The organism is Fusobacterium mortiferum ATCC 9817 (genome assembly GCF_000158195.2).
GTDB classification, from domain to species: Bacteria; Fusobacteriota; Fusobacteriia; order Fusobacteriales; family Fusobacteriaceae; genus Fusobacterium_A; species Fusobacterium_A mortiferum.
Window position 1 is genome coordinate 402,085 of record NZ_GL987994.1, and the last position, 20,846, is coordinate 422,930.

The 20,846-nt window shown below is 29.5% G+C and carries 20 protein-coding genes, 1 tRNA gene and 1 pseudogene; 19 read left to right on the top strand and 3 right to left on the bottom strand.

Annotated features, from left to right (window positions below; genetic code table 11):
- The first annotated feature begins 5 nt into the window (after positions 1-5).
- The 6 genes from csm4 to FMAG_RS11570 all read left to right on the top strand — a co-directional run bounded on the left by csm4 (position 6) and on the right by FMAG_RS11570 (position 5,169).
- A complete protein-coding gene (gene csm4, locus FMAG_RS11545) occupies positions 6-950 on the top strand; it encodes a type III-A CRISPR-associated RAMP protein Csm4 (RefSeq protein ID WP_005886900.1) in 945 nt (314 codons plus the stop codon).
- Positions 947-2,098, top strand: coding sequence for a type III-A CRISPR-associated RAMP protein Csm5 (gene csm5 / locus FMAG_RS11550; RefSeq protein ID WP_005886902.1), 1,152 nt, complete (start codon positions 947-949; stop codon positions 2,096-2,098). Before csm4 ends, csm5 begins: the two co-directional genes overlap by 4 nt.
- 2 nt (positions 2,099-2,100) lie before the next feature.
- Positions 2,101-2,829 (top strand): CRISPR system precrRNA processing endoribonuclease RAMP protein Cas6, encoded by a 729-nt coding sequence (gene cas6 / locus FMAG_RS11555; RefSeq protein ID WP_005886904.1) that lies wholly within the window; start codon positions 2,101-2,103, stop codon positions 2,827-2,829.
- A 605-nt stretch (positions 2,830-3,434) separates the two neighbouring features.
- The gene (locus FMAG_RS11560) at positions 3,435-4,250 is read left to right on the top strand and encodes an EFR1 family ferrodoxin (protein WP_005886906.1); all 816 of its coding nucleotides are present in this window, start codon (positions 3,435-3,437) and stop codon (positions 4,248-4,250) included.
- A gap of 144 nt (positions 4,251-4,394) precedes the next feature.
- Positions 4,395-4,742, top strand: a complete 348-nt coding sequence (locus FMAG_RS11565) for a rhodanese-like domain-containing protein (RefSeq protein ID WP_005886908.1) — start codon at positions 4,395-4,397, stop codon at positions 4,740-4,742.
- A 94-nt stretch (positions 4,743-4,836) separates the two neighbouring features.
- On the top strand, positions 4,837-5,169 hold the full coding sequence (locus tag FMAG_RS11570) for a lipoprotein (RefSeq protein WP_005886910.1): 333 nt from the start codon (positions 4,837-4,839) through the stop codon (positions 5,167-5,169).
- 17 nt (positions 5,170-5,186) lie between these two features.
- Here FMAG_RS11570 and FMAG_RS11575 read toward each other — a convergent pair whose 3' ends face one another.
- Genes FMAG_RS11575 through htpX form a run of 3 tightly spaced genes read right to left on the bottom strand, consistent with a single transcriptional unit; the run spans position 5,187 to position 7,753 of the window.
- Positions 5,187-6,431, bottom strand: a complete 1,245-nt coding sequence (locus FMAG_RS11575; RefSeq protein ID WP_005886912.1) for a YihY/virulence factor BrkB family protein — start codon at positions 6,429-6,431, stop codon at positions 5,187-5,189.
- A gap of 15 nt (positions 6,432-6,446) precedes the next feature.
- Positions 6,447-6,902 (bottom strand): hypothetical protein, encoded by a 456-nt coding sequence (locus FMAG_RS11580; RefSeq protein WP_005886914.1) that lies wholly within the window; start codon positions 6,900-6,902, stop codon positions 6,447-6,449.
- Positions 6,903-6,910: 8 nt separating this feature from the next.
- Entirely contained in the window at positions 6,911-7,753 is an 843-nt protein-coding gene (gene htpX / locus FMAG_RS11585; RefSeq protein WP_005886916.1) for a zinc metalloprotease HtpX, read from the bottom strand.
- Positions 7,754-8,008: 255 nt separating this feature from the next.
- Here htpX and aroB point away from each other — a divergent pair, with 255 nt between their 5' ends.
- The 13 genes and pseudogenes from aroB (at position 8,009) to FMAG_RS11645 (ending at position 20,778) form a co-directional block, all read left to right on the top strand.
- Positions 8,009-9,988 (top strand): 3-dehydroquinate synthase, encoded by a 1,980-nt coding sequence (aroB, locus tag FMAG_RS11590; RefSeq protein ID WP_005886918.1) that lies wholly within the window; start codon positions 8,009-8,011, stop codon positions 9,986-9,988.
- 80 nt (positions 9,989-10,068) lie between these two features.
- Positions 10,069-10,329 carry a hypothetical protein gene (locus FMAG_RS11595; RefSeq protein WP_005886920.1) on the top strand — a complete coding sequence of 87 codons (261 nt, stop codon included), beginning with the start codon at positions 10,069-10,071 and terminating at the stop codon, positions 10,327-10,329.
- Between the two features lie 75 nt (positions 10,330-10,404).
- On the top strand, positions 10,405-11,382 hold the full coding sequence (gene selD, locus FMAG_RS11600) for a selenide, water dikinase SelD (RefSeq protein ID WP_050795456.1): 978 nt from the start codon (positions 10,405-10,407) through the stop codon (positions 11,380-11,382).
- Positions 11,383-11,427: 45 nt separating this feature from the next.
- Positions 11,428-12,746, top strand: a pseudogene (gene selA / locus FMAG_RS11605) (L-seryl-tRNA(Sec) selenium transferase).
- Between the two features lie 33 nt (positions 12,747-12,779).
- Positions 12,780-14,639 (top strand): selenocysteine-specific translation elongation factor, encoded by a 1,860-nt coding sequence (selB, locus tag FMAG_RS11610; RefSeq protein ID WP_005886921.1) that lies wholly within the window; start codon positions 12,780-12,782, stop codon positions 14,637-14,639.
- A 9-nt stretch (positions 14,640-14,648) separates the two neighbouring features.
- The gene (gene yedF, locus FMAG_RS11615) at positions 14,649-15,224 is read left to right on the top strand and encodes a sulfurtransferase-like selenium metabolism protein YedF (protein ID WP_005886923.1); all 576 of its coding nucleotides are present in this window, start codon (positions 14,649-14,651) and stop codon (positions 15,222-15,224) included.
- On the top strand, positions 15,224-15,484 hold the full coding sequence (locus FMAG_RS11620; RefSeq protein WP_005886925.1) for a DUF3343 domain-containing protein: 261 nt from the start codon (positions 15,224-15,226) through the stop codon (positions 15,482-15,484). Before yedF ends, FMAG_RS11620 begins: the two co-directional genes overlap by 1 nt.
- A 1-nt stretch (position 15,485) precedes the next feature.
- Positions 15,486-15,577 (top strand) — tRNA-Sec (locus tag FMAG_RS11625).
- A 156-nt stretch (positions 15,578-15,733) separates the two neighbouring features.
- A complete protein-coding gene (locus tag FMAG_RS11630) occupies positions 15,734-16,528 on the top strand; it encodes a tRNA lysidine(34) synthetase (RefSeq protein WP_005886927.1) in 795 nt (264 codons plus the stop codon).
- Positions 16,528-17,283: a tRNA lysidine(34) synthetase gene (locus FMAG_RS11635; RefSeq protein ID WP_005886929.1), complete on the top strand. Its 756-nt coding sequence runs from the start codon at positions 16,528-16,530 to the stop codon at positions 17,281-17,283. The genes FMAG_RS11630 and FMAG_RS11635 overlap by 1 nt, the downstream gene beginning before the upstream one ends.
- A gap of 123 nt (positions 17,284-17,406) precedes the next feature.
- On the top strand, positions 17,407-18,081 hold the full coding sequence (locus FMAG_RS11640; protein WP_005886931.1) for a response regulator transcription factor: 675 nt from the start codon (positions 17,407-17,409) through the stop codon (positions 18,079-18,081).
- Between the two features lie 48 nt (positions 18,082-18,129).
- Positions 18,130-18,276, top strand: a complete 147-nt coding sequence (locus FMAG_RS13880) for a hypothetical protein (protein WP_005886933.1) — start codon at positions 18,130-18,132, stop codon at positions 18,274-18,276.
- Between the two features lie 12 nt (positions 18,277-18,288).
- Positions 18,289-20,778, top strand: a complete 2,490-nt coding sequence (locus FMAG_RS11645; RefSeq protein WP_005886935.1) for an AMP-binding protein — start codon at positions 18,289-18,291, stop codon at positions 20,776-20,778.
- Positions 20,779-20,846 lie beyond the last annotated feature (68 nt).

Sequence of the window (20,846 nt, forward strand, 5' to 3'; positions counted from 1 at the left end):
GAGTTATGTATCAAACATATTTGTGGAATATAAAACCTCTCTCTTCATATATGACACCTTGGCAAAGTGATACTATCTATGGACATTTTTTTTGGGGAGTAGCACTTCTTGAGGGAGAAGATGAGCTAAAAAAAATCTTAGCTGAGTTTGAAAAAAATAATCCACCATTTATTGTATCTGATGGATTTGTAGATAATAGGCTTCCTATGATAAGTAAGAGAGTAATAAAAAATAGTGAAGTAGAGAGAATGGCAGTAGAAAAAAATGAAAGTATAATAGATATAGCTACAAAAATAAAGAGATTAAAAAAGGTTTCAACTATATCTTTGGAGTTATTTAATAAACTTAGAAAAAAAGAGAACGATATTGTAGAGTTAGTAGATGAAATATTAGACGACAACAGTAAAAATAGAGGGATTATCTCTATTGAAAATACTCATAATAGGATTGATAGACTCTCTGGAAGTACAGGAGAGAATGCTATATTCTCTTTGAAAGAAAATTTTGTGGCTGAAAATATATTTATCTATATAAAAGTAAGAGGGGATTATCCAATAAATAAATTGGAAAAGATATTAAGGTTTGTAGAAGAGAATGGCTTTGGAAAAAAAGTAAGTATAGGAAAAGGAGCTTTTAAAACAGAAAGTTTTGAGAGATTTGATGGGTTTGAAAAAATAAGTGGAAATGGTTTCATCTCTCTATCAAATTATATTCCTAAAGAGGAAGATTATGAGTATGTAGAAAATTCTCTTGTTTTAATAAAGAGAGGAAAGGTAGCTAATCTCTATGGAGATGAGGGAAATCCTTTTAAAAAACCATTCTCTTGTTTTAGAGCAGGAGCTATATTTAGAGGAAAGAGTAGTGGAATAAAAGGTAGAGTTTTAACTAATCTACATAGAAAAAAGATTATTCAAGTAGGAATACCTTTTATTGTTGAGGTGGAATTATGATAAGAAAAGATATAGAAAAAATAGAGTGTACAATAATGCCACTGACAGATATTCATATAGGAAGTGGAATAGATTTAGCTTCATATGAGTATGTAATAAAAGATGGAGTATTTTATAGAATAGATTTAGGAGAGATATTTTATAATTTTCCTGAGGATATGAGATTAAAACTTACAGAATTGATGGAAGAAAATAACATTATTAAAATAAGAAAATATATTAAGGATAATTACAAGGTAGAATATGGATATTCATATAGTTGTGAAGTAGCTGATGATGTAAATGAGTTATATGAAGAGAAAATTGGTGGAGCTAGGAATTCTAATGATGAAAACTCTTTAACTATATCTGAATTTATAGGAAATTATAGAGGAAAGTATATTCCAGGGAGTAGTATAAAGGGGAGTATAAGAAATGCATATATTGGAGATAACTTTCAAGGTAGTTATGAGATAATGAGAAATAAAAAGATAAATACAGCTCCTTTTATAATTGCAAAGGAAAAAGAGTATTTAGCTAGAAAAATAGAAGCAGAAGCTTTAGGGTTGAAAGAGCTAGAACCTAAATTTGACCCTTTTAAAAATTTGCAAGTTACAGATAGTGAAATTTCAAAAGATATGTTGAAAATTGTAAAAGTTGAGAGGGTAAATTTAAAAAAAGATAAAATAAATGTACCTATGGGAAATCATGAAATGATGAGAGGGTATCTATTAAGTAGAGATAAAAAAAGTTTAAAGTTTAAGATTAATATATCAGAACTTTCTTTTGATAGGGAGAGTGAAATAAAATATAGAAATCTTTCCCAAAATAAAAAAGGAGAGACTATAATAGAAGAACTTAACAAAGAGTTATATGTGGATTCAGTACTTTTTCCAGCTTTGAGGGAAAAATCTAACAAAGTACTTGAAGAGGATTTGAAATTTTTTAAGGAAGCAAAAAATCTTATAGGAATAAAAGCTTGTGAAGAGATAAAAAATTATTCTGCTACTTTAAAAGAGAATGAAGTATTAATAAAGTTTGGAAAGGGAGCAGGATTTAATTCTACTACTTTAAATTTATTTAATAGAAATAAAAAAGATGTTTTTACAAGAGTTATGGCTGAAGGATATCCAGTAGGTTGGGCAGTATTATCTTATAACGAGGAGTAGATATGATTTGTAGTTTTACTATATATTTGAAACCACTATCTTTTGGAGAAAAAATAAAAAAATATAAAAATTATGATTATTTTATTAAAGAATTAAAAATTGAATTTACAGATAAAGAACTTAAAAAGGTAGTGATAACTAATTTTTTAACTAAGGATAATTATATAGAGGATAAAAAATATTCTATAAAAATAAGTGCACTAGATAGTGGAATTTTAATAAAACTATTTCAATTCTTTTTTCTAAAAAAAATAGGAGAAGAGAGAATAAAAATAGGAGAGACGGAGTTTGCTATCTTAAATATTTATAATAGTAATAAATATGCTAGACAACTAAATGAAGAGAGTGATATTGAGATTAGCGAAGATAGATTGAGAGTAAAAATAATAACTCCAATATTTTTTAAGATAGGAAATAGATTTATAGCTACAAATGATATCAATTTAATTTTAAAAAATATAGAAAAAAAGTTAAAAAACAGTAATATTTTAGATATAGAAGATTATTTAGGAATATCAAAATATAGTAGTAAGATAGAGATGTTAGAAGATTATAGTAGAGAAGTAAAAATAGAAAAGGAAGTAGTAGGAAAAGTTGGAGAGATAATATATGATATTTCTTCACTGGATGATAAGGAGAAAAGAGAAGTAATATTTTTATTAAAGTTTGCTTTTTTCTCTGGAATAGGATATATGACAGAAAAAGGTTATGGACAGATAGAAATGATATAAAAATGTTGCTTTTAAAAGAAAAATAAAGTAGAATATAGAAAACGGAATGAGGGGAAAAAGGATAAAATTCCTCTCAATCCCTTTCTAATAGATGATTAGAAAAGACGAAGTAGATATAAAAATAAAGTTTTATAGAATGAAAAAGAGTCGAAAATTAATAAAAATTAAGGGAAATTAACGAAAGAAAAAATAGTTGGAAGTAAGGGAAAAAGATAGATTGAGTTAAAAATATAGGGTTAAAAGATAAGACCAGTAACAATAAGGATTGAAACATTATTCATATTATCACCTTATTTTATATATAGTTCAATGTTAAAAGATAAGACCAGTAACAATAAGGATTGAAACTTCTCTAATTGAGAACTTCCTTTAAGAGCTGTCATATCTGTACGTTAAAAGATAAGACCAGTAACAATAAGGATTGAAACTAAATATGTTTTACTATCTAGATACAAACCTATGCTTATTTCTTGTTAAAAGATAAGACCAGTAACAATAAGGATTGAAACCATCAGTCTTGATATGGAAATACTTAAGTAAGAAATATCTCTCTGTTAAAAGATAAGACCAGTAACAATAAGGATTGAAAATAGGGGGGATAAGAGATGAAAAAAGTGTGGGGGATGTATTTCAGTGGAACTGGAACTACTGAAAAAGTAGTAAAGAGGATAGCTAATACTCTAGGAGAAAAATTGGGAGTAGAGAGAGAAAATATTGATTTTACATCAAAGAGTGCAAGGGAGAAAGAGTATATCTTTTCAAAAGAGGATATAGTAGTTTTTGGTGTGCCAGTTATAGCAGGGAGAGTTCCAAATCTTTTACTAAAATTTTTAGATACAATAAGAGGAGAGGGAGCTTTAGCGGTACCAATAGTACTATTTGGAAATAGAAATTATGATGATGCTCTAATAGAGTTGAGAGATATATTGTTAAAAGATGGATTTTTTGTAGTAGGAGCTGGAGCCTTTGTAGGAGAACATTCATTTTCTAGAGAGTTAGGAAAGGGTAGACCAGATAGAGAAGATTTAGAAATAGCAGATATTTTAGCTGAAAAAGTAATTGAGAATATGGAGAATAAAAAATACCTTTCAGAAAAACTGTATGTAAAAGGGGAGAGTCCATATAGATGGTATTATCAACCGAGAGATTCTAAAGGAAATCCAATAGATATTAGAAAGGTAAAACCAAAAACAAATATGGAGTTATGTAATAATTGTGGATTATGTGTAGAACTTTGTCCACTGGGTTCTATTGAAAAAGAAAGAGTTGATGTAGTCAGTGGTATATGTGTGAAGTGTTGTGCCTGTATAAAAAAATGTCCTCAAGGGGCTAAGTATTTTGATGATAAGAATTTTATATATCATAAAGAGGAGCTAGAACTTGAGTATAGCAGAAGGGCAAAAGTAGAGATATTTTATTAAAAAAGGAACAAGAGTAAATTGTTTAAGAGAGTTTACTCTTGTTTTTTTATTGTAAAACTCAACAAAACATGATATAATACTTGAGTAAAAAAATCAAGAATAAAAAGGAAAATAATGAAAAGAGTTATAATAGGAGTGTTGATAATGATAAATACAATTACAAATAGTTATGGTAAAGAGTTAGCTTATCAAATAATTTCACAAGAAAAAGCAAAAGAGATGATGGAAGAGAATAATAATTATATTATTCTGGATGTGAGAACAGATTGGGAGTATAAAATGGGGCATATAGCTGGAGCTATTAATATTCCCAACGAAGAGATAGGACATCAAGAGATAGAGGAACTCCCAGATAAAAATCAACCTATCTTGGTATATTGTAGAAGTGGACATAGAAGTAAACAAGCTTCAAGTAAATTAGCAGTGTTAGGATATAAAAATATCTATGAGTTTGGTGGAGTAATAACTTGGGAATATGGTTTGGTAGAGTGAAAAAATATTTTCTTAAATAAATAGAATAAAAAATAATTGACCAATTGTATATTATATTGTATAATTAAAAGAAATAATATACAAGGAGTGGGTTATGAAAAAAATAGTAAAATTATTTGTAATAATAATGGTTATAGTATTAGCTGGATGTAGTAATACTGAAACTCAAGAACCACCAAGACAGAGAACAACTGGAGAGAAAGTTGCTTTGGTGACAGAGTTTATTATAGATAACGCTATATACAATGGCTATGATTTAGGATTTGGAAGAGAAATCATAAAAAGTAAATCTGTTAGCCAAAGTGATAGTGTTACTACTACAGGAATAGATGCTTCTGGAAACTTAAATACACATACAACAACAAAAACTACTACTAAAACTAAGAGCAAGGGAGCAGGTTTTGGTATAGGAATAGGAGATTATTAAAAAAACTGAGAAAATTCTCAGTTTTTTTCAATATATTCTTTAAAAGAAAATTTAAAATTTTTCTCTCTAACACAATCTAAAAGAGATTCTAATTCATCACTATTTTTAAAGTTTATTTTCTCTCCGTAATTTTCAAGAGATTTAAAAACTGTTTTAAAAGAGATAGTATCAATATTTTTTATAATCACATAGTTTTTCTCATCTTTATCTCCAATTTCTCCAACTAATTCATCAGAGATAAATATTTCCAAAATATGCTTTACTACTTCATAAGGAATATCATATTTTTTTACAATCTCATTGATACTAAGAGGAGAGAGGTTACTATAATATCTTTCTATTAACTCTTTCATTACAATTACAGCAGTATACTCTTTTATTTTAAAGTTTACATCCTCTGCTCCCTTAGTAAATAGATGTAGCTCTCTGTTTTGTAAAAAATAACAAAGATGAGAACCTAGTATAATAAAAAACCACATTATTTTTAACCAAAAAAGAAAGATAAATATTACAGAGAAACTACCATAAATTTTATTGTAAGCATTTACCATATCTTGTAACAGAAGGAATAGAGATTGAAATCCAGAGAAAAACATAGCTATAAACATAGCAGATATAAGTGCTGGAATAAATCTCACCTTAGTATTTGGGATGAGCATATACATAATTGTAAAAAAGAAAAGTAGAGTTAAGAAAGGAACAAATTTAATAAAGATAGTAAGGATTAAATTTTCCATTCCAATTCTATTTCCAATTATTTTAACAATCCCACTAGAGATAACCATTAAGGTAGGAAATAATATAAAAAATGAGATATAGTCAGTAATTTTTCTTAAAAGCATTCTAGATTTTTCTACTCTCCAAATATCGTTAAAGGCTTTTTCAATAATTGCAAACATAGATATCAGAGTCCAACCTAAAAATAGAAATCCTATCCCTGCTAAAATTCCTGTTCTCGTATTTTCTAAAAAATTTTGAGCAAAGGTAATTAGAAGATTTATAGATTCTTCATTTAGTGGAGAGTACTCTCTTAACTTTACAAGTAGATAGTCAGCAACTCCAAACCAAGTTCCTAAGCTAAAAAGGATAGCAAAAATAGGAACAAGAGATAGTATTGTATAGAAACAAAGAGAGGTAACCCAAAGACCTGAGTTAGCTCTCTTATAACTTTCTAATGCTTTTTTACTGACACTGATTATATTATTTAATTTACCTTGGGATATTATCTCTTTGTATGAATCTATAAGTGAAGTTAATTTCATAATATCCTCCTAAGACTAATTACTATTTTCATCAGCAGGAACACCAGTTCCTTCATCAATATCAGAGATATCTATTTTATCTTGTGTTTTTTCAATAGTTGTTTCTAATTTTTCTTCAGGTAATGATTTATCTCTAAAATTTGATTCAAAATTCTCCTTATCTAAAGTGTAGATACTAGATAAAGTTGTAGGAGAATAAAAATAATCTCCCATTCTTACAATTTTCTTTTCATTATTTGAGTCATAAATATAGAAAGGATTTTCACTATTTCCTAAAATATTCATTACCTCTTTATCAACTTGCATAGCTTTTAGCTCTTGTTTCCCATCATTTGATATATATGTAGGAGCTACATCCATAAGCATAATAAGTCTTTCCATTAAAAAGTATTCTGGGATAATCTCTGCCCCTTGAACTTTTACAGTCAGTAGAGCTATCATTGTAAAAATTCCAATAAAAAATTTTTTCATTAATCCTCCTATTCATATCTCATTTCTTCTAATTTTCTTATTCTATCTTCAGTAGATGGATGTGTACTAAAAAGATTAGCCATTTTACTTCCAGCTAGTGGACTTACAATAAACATATTTTCAGTTGCTGGAGCAGCATTAGGCATAGGAATTCTTCTGCTGTACATATCCAATTTTCTCAAAGCATTAGCTAGATATAGTGGGTTTCCACTGACTTTAGCTCCAAATCTATCTGCTTTATACTCTCTTGTTCTAGAGATAGCCATCTGTACTAACATAGCTGCTAATGGAGCAAAAATTGCTATACCAATTAGAGCTATTGGATTGCTACCACCATCTTCATCATCTCTATGGTTTCCAAAGATAGCTGCCCATTTAGCCATATTTGCTAAAAAGGCAATAGCTCCAGCCATAGTAGCAGCAACTGTACTAATTAGAATATCTTTATTATGTACGTGTCCTAGCTCATGTCCAATTACTCCAGCTAATTCATAGTCATCAACTAAATCCATAAGTCCTCTAGTTACAGCTACTGCTGCGTTTTTAGGATTTCTACCAGTAGCAAAAGCATTTGGTTGAGCTTCATTTATAATATATACTTTTGGCATAGGAAGGTCAGCACTCTTAGCTAATTTCTCTACCAATTGATAAAGATGAGTATTTTTATCCACAGGTTGAGCACCATACATAGATAAAACAATTTTATCACTATACCAGTAAGAGAAAAAGTTCATAAAACCTGCCATTATTAGAGCTATAAATATTCCATTTTGCCCACCAATAGCATTACCAAGTAATAAAAGTATAAATGTCAGTACTCCCATGAGTACAAATGTTTTTAATGTATTCATTATTAATTCACTCCTTAAAAATCTTTCTTAATATTTTTTACAGTTTATAAATTGATATATAGTTATACTGGATAGTAATCGTCCTCCTCAAAGATACTCCTACATATATTATACATTATTTTTAAATTTCTTCAATATATTTATATTGCCATATTATTGTGTCGAGAATATGATAAATTTTATATATTGAAGGAAACAGTTTTTTTAGGTATAATTTATTTTAAAAGAGAGCTAGAAATAAGATAGAGGTGTATTATGAATATAATAGATGTAAAAACTTCAAGTGGAGAGTATCCTATAATTTTAGGATGTAATATAATATCAGAATTAAAAAAATATACAATACCCTATGACAAGATATTGATTTTATCAAATGAAGATATTGGAGATATATATTTTGAAAAACTACTGTGGGAATTGAATGATGAGAGAATAAAAACTTTTACAATACCAGAGGGTGAAAAATTTAAAAATTTAGAAACAGTTTCAACTATTTATGATTTTATGGCAAAAGAAAATTTTTCAAGAAAATCTTTGATTATCTCTCTAGGTGGAGGAGTAGTCTGTGATATGGGAGGATTTGTAGGGGCTACCTATATGAGAGGGATAGATTTTATACAGGTACCAACTTCGCTTCTTGCTCAAGTTGATGCAAGTATAGGAGGGAAGACAGCAGTAGATCATACCAGAGGAAAAAATCTTATAGGGGTATTTAAACAACCTAAAGCTGTATTAATAGATGTAGAATTTTTAAAAACTCTTCCTAAAGAGCAGTTTTCTTCTGGAATGGCTGAGGTAATTAAACACTCTCTTCTATTGGAGAATAGAGATTACTTTAGATTTTTAATGGAGAGAAGAGAGGAAATTTTATCTTTGGAAAGTAGCTCATTAATAGAGATGATAAAAAAATCTTGTGAGATAAAGAGAGAAATTGTAGAAAAAGATGAGTTTGAGTTAGGAGAGAGAGCCTCATTAAATTTAGGACATACTTATGGGCACTCTTTAGAAAAACTTTTTAATTTTGAAAATATAACTCATGGGGAGGCAGTAGCTAAGGGAATAGTTTTTGAGTTGGAGCTATCTAATATTTTAAATGGAATAGAAGATGAATTTATCAATGAGATAAAAGATATTTTTAGAAGTTATGGTTTAAATTCAAATCCGATCTATTATCCTGAGAAAATATTGTTAGACGTTATGAAAAAAGATAAGAAAAACTCTTTTGATAAGATAAACTTTATTCTTTTTGACAAAAATAAAAAAGTGTATAAAGATAGCGTTGAGGTAAAAAATATTTTAGAAGTAAATAATCTATTTTCTTCTAGATATATAAAGGGAATTATTGATATTGGAACTAATTCTTGTAGATTATTTTTAGCACAGGTATATGAAGATAGAGAGATAAAGATAGAAAAAGAGATTTCTAAAGATGTAGAGATAGTAAAATTAGGAGAAGATGTAAATAAAAACGGATATCTAAAAAAAGAAGCTATTAAAAGAACCATAGATTGTTTGAAAAAATATAAGGAGAAGGCTGATAAGTTTGGAGCTAGTAAAGTAATAGCTTTTGCTACTTCTGCTACTAGAGATTCTCAAAATAGAGAGGAGTTTTTATCTCAAGTGAGAGATATAGGAATAGATATAAGATGTATAGCTGGAGAAAGAGAGGCTCAACTTAATTTTTTAGGAAACTCAATAGTCTTCAAAGATAGAATTTTGGTTTTAGATATTGGTGGTGGAAGTACAGAGTTTACTCTAGGAGAAAATGGAAATATAGAGTTTACTAAAAGTATAAATATTGGAGCTGTAAGAGGAACAGAGAGATTTTTTCCAGAGCAAAACTATACAGAAGAGAATATAGAAGAGTGTAGAAATTGGATAAAAGAGATGGTATCTGGGGTAAAATTTTTAAAAGATGATAATTTTACTTTAGTGGGGGTAGCAGGAACAGCTACTACTCAAATCTCTGTACAGAAGCAGATGGAGATTTATGATAGTTCAGAGGTACATCTTTCAAAAATAAATTTAGATGAACTTAGACAAAACCTACAATTATTTTTATCTTGTGATGGTAAAAAAAGAAAGGAGATTGTAGGTTTAGAAGCTAAAAGAGCTGATGTGATAATAGCTGGCACTATAATCTTGATAGCTATTATGGAGGAATTAGGGGTAGATAGTATGGTTGTATCAGAGTCAGATAATCTAAATGGAGCGATGATAAGTAAAGAGATATAAAATATTCTTATAGAATTGTTTGGAAAAATATAGTAAAATATATTAGTTGATAAATAAAGTTTAAAAATATTGGAGGAAATATGACACCTAGATTAGCAAAAATATTAGATGCTTATGATAGTTTTAATAGTACAACAAGAAAGAGATTAGTAGCTGGAAATCTTTATGATTACTTTATGCAAGAGTTCAGAGGAGAGATAGAGATGATATATAACTCTGCTACAAAGGAAGATATAAAAGAGGATGTCAAAGGTATGGCAGAGATAATCTACAAAGAGGAAGAGAAAGAAAAAAGAGATTTTTTAGTGGGTGTACTTGTAGATATAGTAAAAATGATGTAAAGTTATACAGATGAGGTGAGTGAGTTGGATAAATTGCATTTAGATAGATGTTCAATTGGTGGTTGAGCAAGTAAAATAGGACCAGAGGTTCTTTCAGAAATATTACATGATCTTCCGAGTGTGGAGGATAAAAATTTAATAGTAGGATTTGAAAAATCAGATGATGCTGCTGTATATAAATTAACTGAAGATTTAGCAATTATACAGACATTGGATTTTTTTACTCCTATGACAGATGACCCATATATTTTTGGACAGATAGCTGCGGCAAATTCACTAAGTGATGTGTATGCTATGGGGGGACAACCTAAGACAGCTATGAATATAGTATGTTTTCCACAAAAGATGGATATAAAAATATTGGGGGAGATATTGAGAGGTGGAGCTGAAAAGGTAATGGAAGCTGGAGCTGTTCTAAGTGGTGGACACTCTATACATGATCCAGAGGTAAAGTATGGGCTTTCAGTAACAGGAATAGCACACCCAGATAAGATTTTAAAAAATCATGGTTGTGAAAATGGAGATATCTTAATATGTACTAAAAAGCTTGGAACAGGGATAGTTACAACTGCATCAAAGGTAAATCTTGCAAGTAAAGAGGCAATAGATGAGTCTGTAAAACAGATGACAACTTTGAATAAATACGCTGCTGAGATAATTGTAAATTATCCTATTACAGCTTGTACAGATATAACTGGATTTGGTTTTTTAGGACATGCATATGAGATGGCAAAAGGTTCTGATAAAACATTGGTATTTGAGGGAGATTTTATTCCATATATAGCAGATGCTAAAGAGTACGCTAAAGAGTTTTTAATAACTACTGGTGGACAACAAAATAGAAATTTTATAGGTAGAGATATAGATTTTGGAAAAAATCCTCTTTGGTTACAAGAGATAATGTTTGACCCACAAACTTCAGGTGGACTTTTATTCTCTGTAAAAAAAGAGCAAGTGGGAGCTCTTATGAAAGAGTTTCAAGAAAAGAATATAGATGCCTATATAATAGGTTCTGTTGAAGAGAAAAAAGAGAAATATTTAATTGTGAGGTAGAAGATGAATAATCTTTTTCGTAAACTTCCTAAACTAGATATACTTATGAAAAATGAAAAATTAGATGAGTGTAGAGAGAAGTTAAATTATAACACTTTATACACTCTAGTAAAAAATGAGATAGATAGTTTTAGAGAAAAAATAAAAAACAGAGAGATAGAGGATTTTCAAGTAGAAGACATAATAAAAAATATCCTAGATAGAGCAAAATTTGCTGGGAATAATAAGCTAAAAAAAGTAATTAATGGAAGTGGAGTAATTATCCATACAAACCTTGGCCGTTCTGTACTTAATAAAAAAGTAGTAGAGAAGATGGGAGAGGTAGTAAGTAATTATAATAACCTTGAGTATGATTTGGAAACAGGAAAAAGAGGACATAGAAACTCACATGTTGAGGAATTGATATGTAAGATAACAGGAGCAGAGGGAGCTCTAGTAGTTAATAATAATGCTGCTGCTGTAATCATCTGTTTGAATGAATTTGCTAGAGGAAAAAACTCTATTGTATCAAGAGGAGAGTTAGTAGAGATTGGTGGTTCTTTTAGAATACCAGATATAATGGAACTATCTGGTTCAAAATTAAAAGAGGTAGGGACTACAAATAAGACTAATATTTCAGATTATGAAAGAGCTATTGATGAGGAAACTGCACTTATTTTAAAGGTTCATAGGTCAAATTTTAAAATAACAGGATTTACTGACGAGGTAGGAAATAGAGATATATCAAACCTTGGAAAAGAAAATGGAATACTTACTATGGAAGATTTAGGAAGTGGAGTTCTTGTAGATTTTTCAAAATATGGAGTAGTGAAAGAGCCTACTGTACAGGAGAGCATTTCTTCTGGAATAGATATAATTACAATAAGTGGAGATAAACTCTTAGGTGGACCACAGTGTGGTATTATTTTAGCTAAACAAGAGTATATAGCAAGACTTAAGAAAAATCAGTATCTGAGAGCTTTTAGAGTGGATAAACTAGTTTTATCTGCTTTGGAAGGAACACTAAGATACTACCTTGATGAGAGAGAAGCTGTAAGAGAGATACCTACTCTTAGAATGATAACCGAGGATAAAAAGAGGTATTAAAAAGAGCAGAGAAACTTCAAAAAATGCTGATAGAAAAAAATATATCTACAAGTATAATAGAAACTAGAGCAAAAATAGGTGGAGGCTCTATGCCAGAAGAAACTGTACCTAGTTATGCTTTAGTATTTACAGGAGATGCTGTAAAATTAGAAAAGTATTTCCGTACTGGAGATATAAATATAATTGGAAGAGTAGCTGATGACTCATTTATCTTGGATATAAAAACTATAAGAGATGAGGATATGGAAATAATAGTAGAAAAAGCTATTAATATGTAAAAAAATTGAGATAATGAGAAGGGGGTGAGAAGAGTGAGAGATATAGTAGTGGGAATGGCAGGACATATAGATCACGGAAAAACAACAGTAGTAAAATATCTTACAGGAGTGGATACCGATACATTACCAGAGGAAAAATCTAGAGGAATGACAATAAATTTAGGATTTACTCAGATAAAGTTTGACGATGGAAGTAGAGTTGGACTTATAGATGTACCTGGGCATGAAAAATTTATAAAAAATATGAGTGCAGGGGTTTCAGGTGTGGATTATCTGCTTATGGTGATAGCTTGTGATGATGGAATTATGCCACAGACAGAAGAACATTTCCAGATATTAAAACTCTTTGGTGTAAAAAAAGGAATGATACTTCTTACAAAGAGAGATTTAGTAGATGAGAAGAGATATGAAGAGGTAAAAAAACAGTGTAGAGAGTATTTTAAGGGTAGTTTTTTAGAAAACTCTCCTCTTCTCCCTCTTTCAATAACCGATATTGAAAGTTATAACACTCTTAAAAATTTATTGAAAGATGAGTTAAAAAAAATAGATTTAGAAGAGAAAGAGAGATACTTTCGAATGGATATAGATAGGGTATTTTCTGTAAAAGGTTTTGGTTGTGTAGTAACAGGAACAGTAAAAAGTGGAAAGATAAGCGTAGGAGATACTCTTACAATCTATCCTCAAAATAAAATGGTAAAGGTAAAAGGTTTAGAGTCTCACGGAGAAAAAAAGGATAGTATAGGAACAGGAAATAGATGTGCTATAAATCTAGCTGGAATAGAAAGTAGTGAGATAAAAAGAGGGGATATTATAGGAAAATCTCTTTTAACAGGAGATAAAATAGAGTGTAAATTAACTCTTTTAGAGAACTCTCCTAAGATAAAAAATAATCATAGGATAAGATTAAATATTGGAACTGATGAGATAATAGGAAGAGTAAAAATTTATGAAAAAAATTATATTTTAGCTGGAGAAATAGCTTTTGTACAAATAGATTTAGAAGAGATACTAGGGGGAGTATTAAAAGAGAGAGGAGTAGTTAGAAATTACTCTCCAATATCTACAATTGGTGGAATAGAGCTTCTGGATTTTTCTAAAAAAGAGTTTAATAGAAAAGATACAAAGCAGATAGAATTACTTAAGGTGTTATCTCAAGAGGACAATGAAAAAAAAGTAGAAGAGTTAATAAAAATTGATAGAGAGTTAGAGAATATTTTTTCTCTTTTTGGGGAGGAAATTTCCTTAGAAAATCTCATTGAAACTAAGAAGGTTTTTCTTTTGGATAAAAAATATATTCATAGAGATACACTCTTAGAAAAAATTTCTATAATAGTAGATGAGTTAGAAAAATTTTATAGTGAGAATAGATTAGTGAGAGGAATTTTAAAATCTCAAATAAAAGAGAGATATTTTAAAAATTACTCATTAAAATATTATAATAAATTTTTTGATTTAGATTTAGTAAAAGAGAAGATAACAGTAGTAGATGAGCTAGTAGCTTTAAAAGAGTTTAAAATAAGATTAAATAAAGAGGAAAAAAATATGAAAGAGGAGATTTTCTCCTATTATAAAGAGCAAAAATTTAATTTGAAACCTTATTCCTACTACTTGGAAGTTACTAAAGATAAAAATTTATTTGAACAAGTGCATAGATATATGGTTGAAGAGGGATTTATTCAATATTTAGAAGAGGAGTACTATATATTAAATGGATATTTAAAAGAGAGTACAAAGCTTATTACAAATTTTCTTGAAAAAAATAGGAAAATACAAGTGAAAGAGGCAAAAGAGGTATTGAATAATAGTAGAGATAGTAGTATACTTATCTTAAGGAAATTAGATACTCTAAAGGTAACTAAAAATATAGATGGAGTCAGAGTATTGATAAAATAGGAGGGAGCTATGGTAAAAGTAGATGCTATTGGGCAAGTGTGTCCAGTACCAATTATAATGACAAAAAATGCTTTAAAGGATATAGAGGAAGGACAGGTAGAGGTATCTGTTGATAATAGAATCTCATTAGAAAATCTACAGAAGATGTCAAAAGAGATGGGGTATGACTATACAGTAGAAGAGAGTGGAGATATTTTTAAAATTGTAATCAATAAGATGAGAGAGAGCGTAGAGCTAAGAGAGAGTGAAGAAAATACAGTTGTAGTTATAGATTCTTTACATATGGGTAAAGGAGATGTAGAGTTAGGAAGAATACTTATGAAAGGATTTATTTATACACTCTCTGAGATAGAGGAACTACCTAAAACAATTCTTTTCTATAATGAAGGAGTTAAACTTGCAATAGAGGGAGCAGAGAGTTTACAAGATTTAAAATCTTTAGAAGAGAGAGGAGTAGAGATTCTATCTTGTGGAACTTGCTTGAATTTCTATGGAATAACTGAAAAATTAAGAGTAGGAAGTGTTACTAATATGTATACTATCCTTGAAAGACAGATGAAGGCAACAAGGGTGATTAAACCATAATGAAAGTTGAAAAGTTTCTATTATTAGTTTCAGACTCTACTCATTATGTGATGAAATTAGAAAAACTCTTGCAAAATTCTCAAATATGTTGTAGAATAATACCGTTGCCTAGAGAGGTAAGTGCTGGGTGTGGTCTTTCTATTAGGGCAGAGCTTTCTGACAAAGAGATAATTGAAAAAATCTTAAAAGATAATGAGATTGAAGTAACTAAGTATCTTATAGAAAAAGAGGGGCTTAAGAAGAGAGTAGAGAAAATTTAATGGAAGCGGGAGAAAGCTGGTGCTTTCAGCAGTCTTCAAAACTGTAGGGTGGCTTAGGTCATTGGTAGGTTCGATTCCTACACGCTTCCGCCAAAAATAAAAATAATTTTAAATTTATATAGAAGAAAAACTTGCTTTATATTTTAAGTAGGTTTTTCTTTTTTTATTTCTGAAGGTAAAATTATTTTGTAGACATAAATGGTAAAACATATTATAATATATTGTATTTACTTATTTTTAGGAGGAGAAATGAGCAAAGGAGAATTAGCTTTAGAGAGCATTAGAACTACATATAGAAAGAAAATTTGGAGTAAATTTATAAAGGCAGTAAAGGATTTTGAACTGATAGAAGATGGAGATAGAATAGCAGTAGGAGTATCTGGAGGAAAGGACAGTCTACTTCTATGTAAGCTTTTTCAAGAGTTAAAAAAGGATAGAAGTAAAAATTTTGAGGTAGCTTTTATATCAATGAATCCAGGATTTGGAGCTATGGATATGGAGCAATTTAAAAAGAATCTTGAGGAGCTAGATATCCCTTGTGAGATATTTGATGCTAATGTATGGGAAGTAGCTTTTAGAGAGGACCCAGAGGGACCTTGCTTTTTGTGTGCTAAGATGAGAAGAGGAGTACTGTACAATAAAGTGGAGGAGCTAGGATATAATAAGCTTGCTTTGGGACATCATTTTGATGATGTGGTAGAAACTACTATGATAAATATGTTTTATGCAGGAACTGTAAAAACAATGATACCAAAGGTTAGTTCTACAAGTGGAAAGATGGCTGTAATAAGACCTCTTGTCTATATCAAGGAAAAAGATATAATAGCCTATACACAAAGAAATGAGATAAAGGCTATGAGCTGTGGTTGTCCTATTGAATCTGGAAAAGTAGATTCTAAAAGAAAAGAGATAAAAAATCTTTTAGCTGAGATAGAAAAAGCTAATCCCAATGTAAAACAAAGTATATTTAACTCTATGAAAAATATAAATATAGATTATGTAATGGGATATACTAGAGGAAATAAAAATAAAGGAGATATGTAATGGAGAAAGAGAAAAATAACTCTATCTTAAAAAATATCGAGGGAAAAGGATTTGGAAAAACTATCTGGAGTCCAATTGGAAGAGCTATGCACAAATACAATATGGTAGAAGCTGGAGATAGAATAGCAGTGGGAGTGTCTGGTGGAAAGGATAGTATGACTACTTTAAATGCTCTAGTTAGAGTAAAAAAAATAGCTCAGATAGATTTTGAGATTATACCTATTCATATACACCCTAATACTGATAAAGCTTCTTATGAAAAGATTGAAAAATATTGTGAAGAGTTAGATTTAAAATTACAGGTAGAGTCTACTAATCTAAGTGATATGTTATTTGGAGAAAAAGAGGTAAAAAATCCTTGCTTTCTATGTGGAAGAATAAGAAGAGGGATTCTCTATAGAATGATGAAGGAGCAAAATATAAATAAGCTTGCTTTAGGACATCATAAAGATGATATTATAGAAACTTTTCTTATGAATGTATTTTATCAAGGAAATATGAAGATGATGAAACCTAGCTATGTATCTGAAGAGTATGGAGTAAGAGTGATAAGACCTCTTGCCTATGTAGAAGAGGCAGATATCATAAGATATGTAAAGAAACAAGAACTTCCAGTAGTAGCTTCAGATTGTCCATATGAAACAAGTGAGAACTCAAAAAGATTGAGAGTAAAAAATCTTATAAAAGAATTAGCACAGGAAAATAAAGATGTTAGAAGTGTTGTTTTCAACAGTATAAAAGAGATGTTAGATTAATTATTAGATAAAAAGTAAAAAAAATGATATAATTGTATTAGAAAAATTATTTTAATAAAAATATATAAAATAGAATTAAAAAATATAAAGTTGGGGGAAAATAAGATTATATAGGGAGAAAAAATGAATATTCTCGTGGTACAAAGGGAGAAAAAGCAGGCTGAATATGTAGCTAAGGGACTTAAGGAATCTGGATATATAGTGGAATATACTGATAATTTAGAGGAGGCTTATCATCTGTGTGAACTGATCTCCTATGATTTAGCAATAGTTGATACACTCATCTCTAATAAATCAGGATTGGATTTTTGTAAAAATTTAAGAGAGATAAATAAAGATATGGGAGTTATATTTTTATCATCTGATACAGATATTAATATAAAAGTAAAAGCTTTTGAATGTGGAGGAGATGATTATATTACTAAACCTTTTATCTTTATAGAGCTTTTAGCTAGAATTCAAGCTATTGTAAGGAGATTACAAAAAAAAGAGAGCAGCTTAAGTAATATTCTTAAAGTTAGAGATTTAAAATTAGATTATCTTACAAGAGAGGTGTATAGAGGAGAGAAAAAAATAGACTTAACCTCTAAAGAGTTTGCTCTATTGGAATATTTTATGAGAAATAGAAATATTGTACTTACTCGTACAGTTTTAAAAGAGCAGATATGGGGTATAGATTTTATCTCTGATACAAATATTGTGGATGTCTATGTTACATATCTTAGAAATAAAATAGATAGAGGGTATGATAGCAAGTTTTTTTATACAGTAAGAGGTGCAGGTTATATTTTAAAATAATAGATTTAAAAGAAAATTTTATTGTATAAAGAGAGTAAAGGAGAAAAAATGAATTTTTACGAAAAGATGTTAATAAAGGTATTAGAAAAAAGTATGTCAGCACAAGATAGTGAGATACTAAAAAAATTAAAATCTGGTATAGACTTATCAGCAAAAGATAAAAAGGAACTAGAAGAGTTAATAGATAGTCTATAGTTAGGAGGAAAAATGAAATTTATATATGATAGAAATAAAACCGCAGTAATTTTTGGGGATAGAGAGTATAGTTACAAGGAGATAATAAAAGGGGTAAAATATTACTCTACACTTTTAAAAGAGAGTGGAAAAGTAGTAGTAACTATGGAAAATAGACCTGAAATGATATGTTCAATATTTTCTATTTGGGATAAAAAAGAGACAGCAATAGTTTTAGATTCTGGATATACAGGGGAGCAATTTGCTTATGCTTTTTCAGACTCAGAGCCAAGATATATTTTTACCTCTAAAAAGGTGTATGAGAGAGTAAAAGAGGGAGTGGAGTTATCTAAACAGAATATAGATATAATTATAGTAGATGATATTGAGATATCAGAGAATTTTGTTCCAGAAAATTATGAGGTAGAGATAGATGATATGGAGAGGGTAGCACTATTACTTTATACATCAGGAACAACAGGAAATCCTAAGGGAGTTGTATTGACTTTTAATAACTTAGAGTCAAATATCAGAGCTGTAAGAGAGATAGAGTTAGTAAATGACCAAGATAGAGTTTTAGCTATACTACCTTATCATCATATCTTACCATTGAATCTAACTTTACTTATGCCAATGTATTTTGGAACATTTTTAGTAATCTTAGAGGAGCTATCATCAGAAGCACTGAAATTAGCTCTAAAAAAACACCAAATAAGTGTAATAATTGGAGTGCCAAGAGTATGGGAGATGCTACATAAGGCTATAATGGGAAAAATCAATAGTAATTTTGTAGCTAAAAAACTTTTTAATCTTTGTAAAAAAGTAAATAGTTTAGCTCTTAGCAAGAAGGTGTTTAAAAAAGTAGCTGATGAACTAGGTGGAAATATGAGAGTTCTTGTTTCTGGAGGAGCAAAGCTTGACCCAGAGGTTTCTGCTAATTTTAAAGTATTAGGACTTCCTATCATAGAGGGATATGGTCTTACTGAGACATCTCCTATTATAGCTTTTAATCGTCCAAATAATAATGTTATAGGTTCTGCTGGACAACTTATTCCAAATATTGAAGTAAAGATAGCTGAAGATGAGGAGATACTAGTAAGAGGAGCCAATGTAATGAAAGGATATTATAAAAATCCTCAAGCTACCTCTGAAGCTATTGATAGTGATGGTTGGTTTCATACTGGAGATTTAGGAAAATTTGAAGGGGATTCTCTATTTATAATTGGAAGAAAAAAAGAGATGATAGTTTTATCCAATGGTAAAAATATAAATCCAGGGGATATTGAATCAGCTATTTTAAAAGAAACTGATTTAGTAAAAGAGATAGCAGTTATGGAGTACAACAATCATTTGATGGCTGTAGTTTACCCAGATTTTGATTTGATAAAGAGAAGAAAGATAGCTAATATCAAAGAGACTTTAAAATGGGAGATTATAGATAAATACAATGTAACTGCTCCTAAATATAGAAAGATATTAGAAGTAAAAATTGTAAAAGATGAGTTACCAAAAACTAAACTTGGAAAAATCAGAAGATTTATGCTTAAAGATTTCTTAAAGAAATCTGATGAAGAGGAAAAAGAAAATACTCAAGAGAAAAAAGAGACAGTAACTGTTCCTCAAGAGTTAAAATTTGAATATGAAACATTAAAAAAATATTTAGTATCTACTTTTAATTGTGAAGTTGAACCAAATTTTCATTTAGAATTAGACTTAGGATTAGATTCTTTAGATATTGTAGAGATTTTATCATTTATAGAGACAAATTTTGGAGTAAAAATAAGTGAAGAGCAATTTAGTAATCTAAAGAGTATATTGGATATAGCTAAATTTATAAAAGAGAATGGTGGAGAGTATCACGAAGAGGAGATGGATTGGAAAAGTATCCTAAATCAAGATATAGATGTACCTCTTCCAAAATCTAGCTTTGTATTAAGAGCTATAAATATAATTGTAAAACCAATATTTTCTCTATACTTCCGTTTACGTAAAATAGATACAGATAAGCTTGTAGAAAATCCAGCTCTATATATAGGAAACCATCAAAGTTTCTTAGATGCATTGATATTTAGCCAAGCTATACCTCTAAAAAAATTAAAAGATACTTACTTTATAGCAGTGGTTACACATTTTGATACACCACTTAGAAGATATTTAGCTGAGAGAGGAAATATCATCATAATAGATATAAATAAAAATCTAAAAGAAACTCTACAAATTTCAGCTAAAGTTTTAAGAGAGGGGAAAAATCTTGTTATATTCCCAGAGGGAGCAAGAACAAGAGATGGAGAGTTACAGGAGTTCAAAAAAACATTTGCTATTCTTTCTAAGGAGTTAAATATTCCAGTAGTACCATTTGGAATAAGAGGAGCTTATGAATCTATGCCTTATGGAAGTAGCTTCCCTAAATCTTCTCCTATTGATATTAAATTTTTTGATGAGATAGAGCCAGAGGAATTAACTATTGATGAGATAGTACAAGAAGCTAGAAAAGAGATAAATGATTGGTTAAAAGAGGATTAGTATGGAGATATTCATAGATAAAAAAGTCCAAAACTATTATTTACAACATAATTATAAAGGCATTGTAT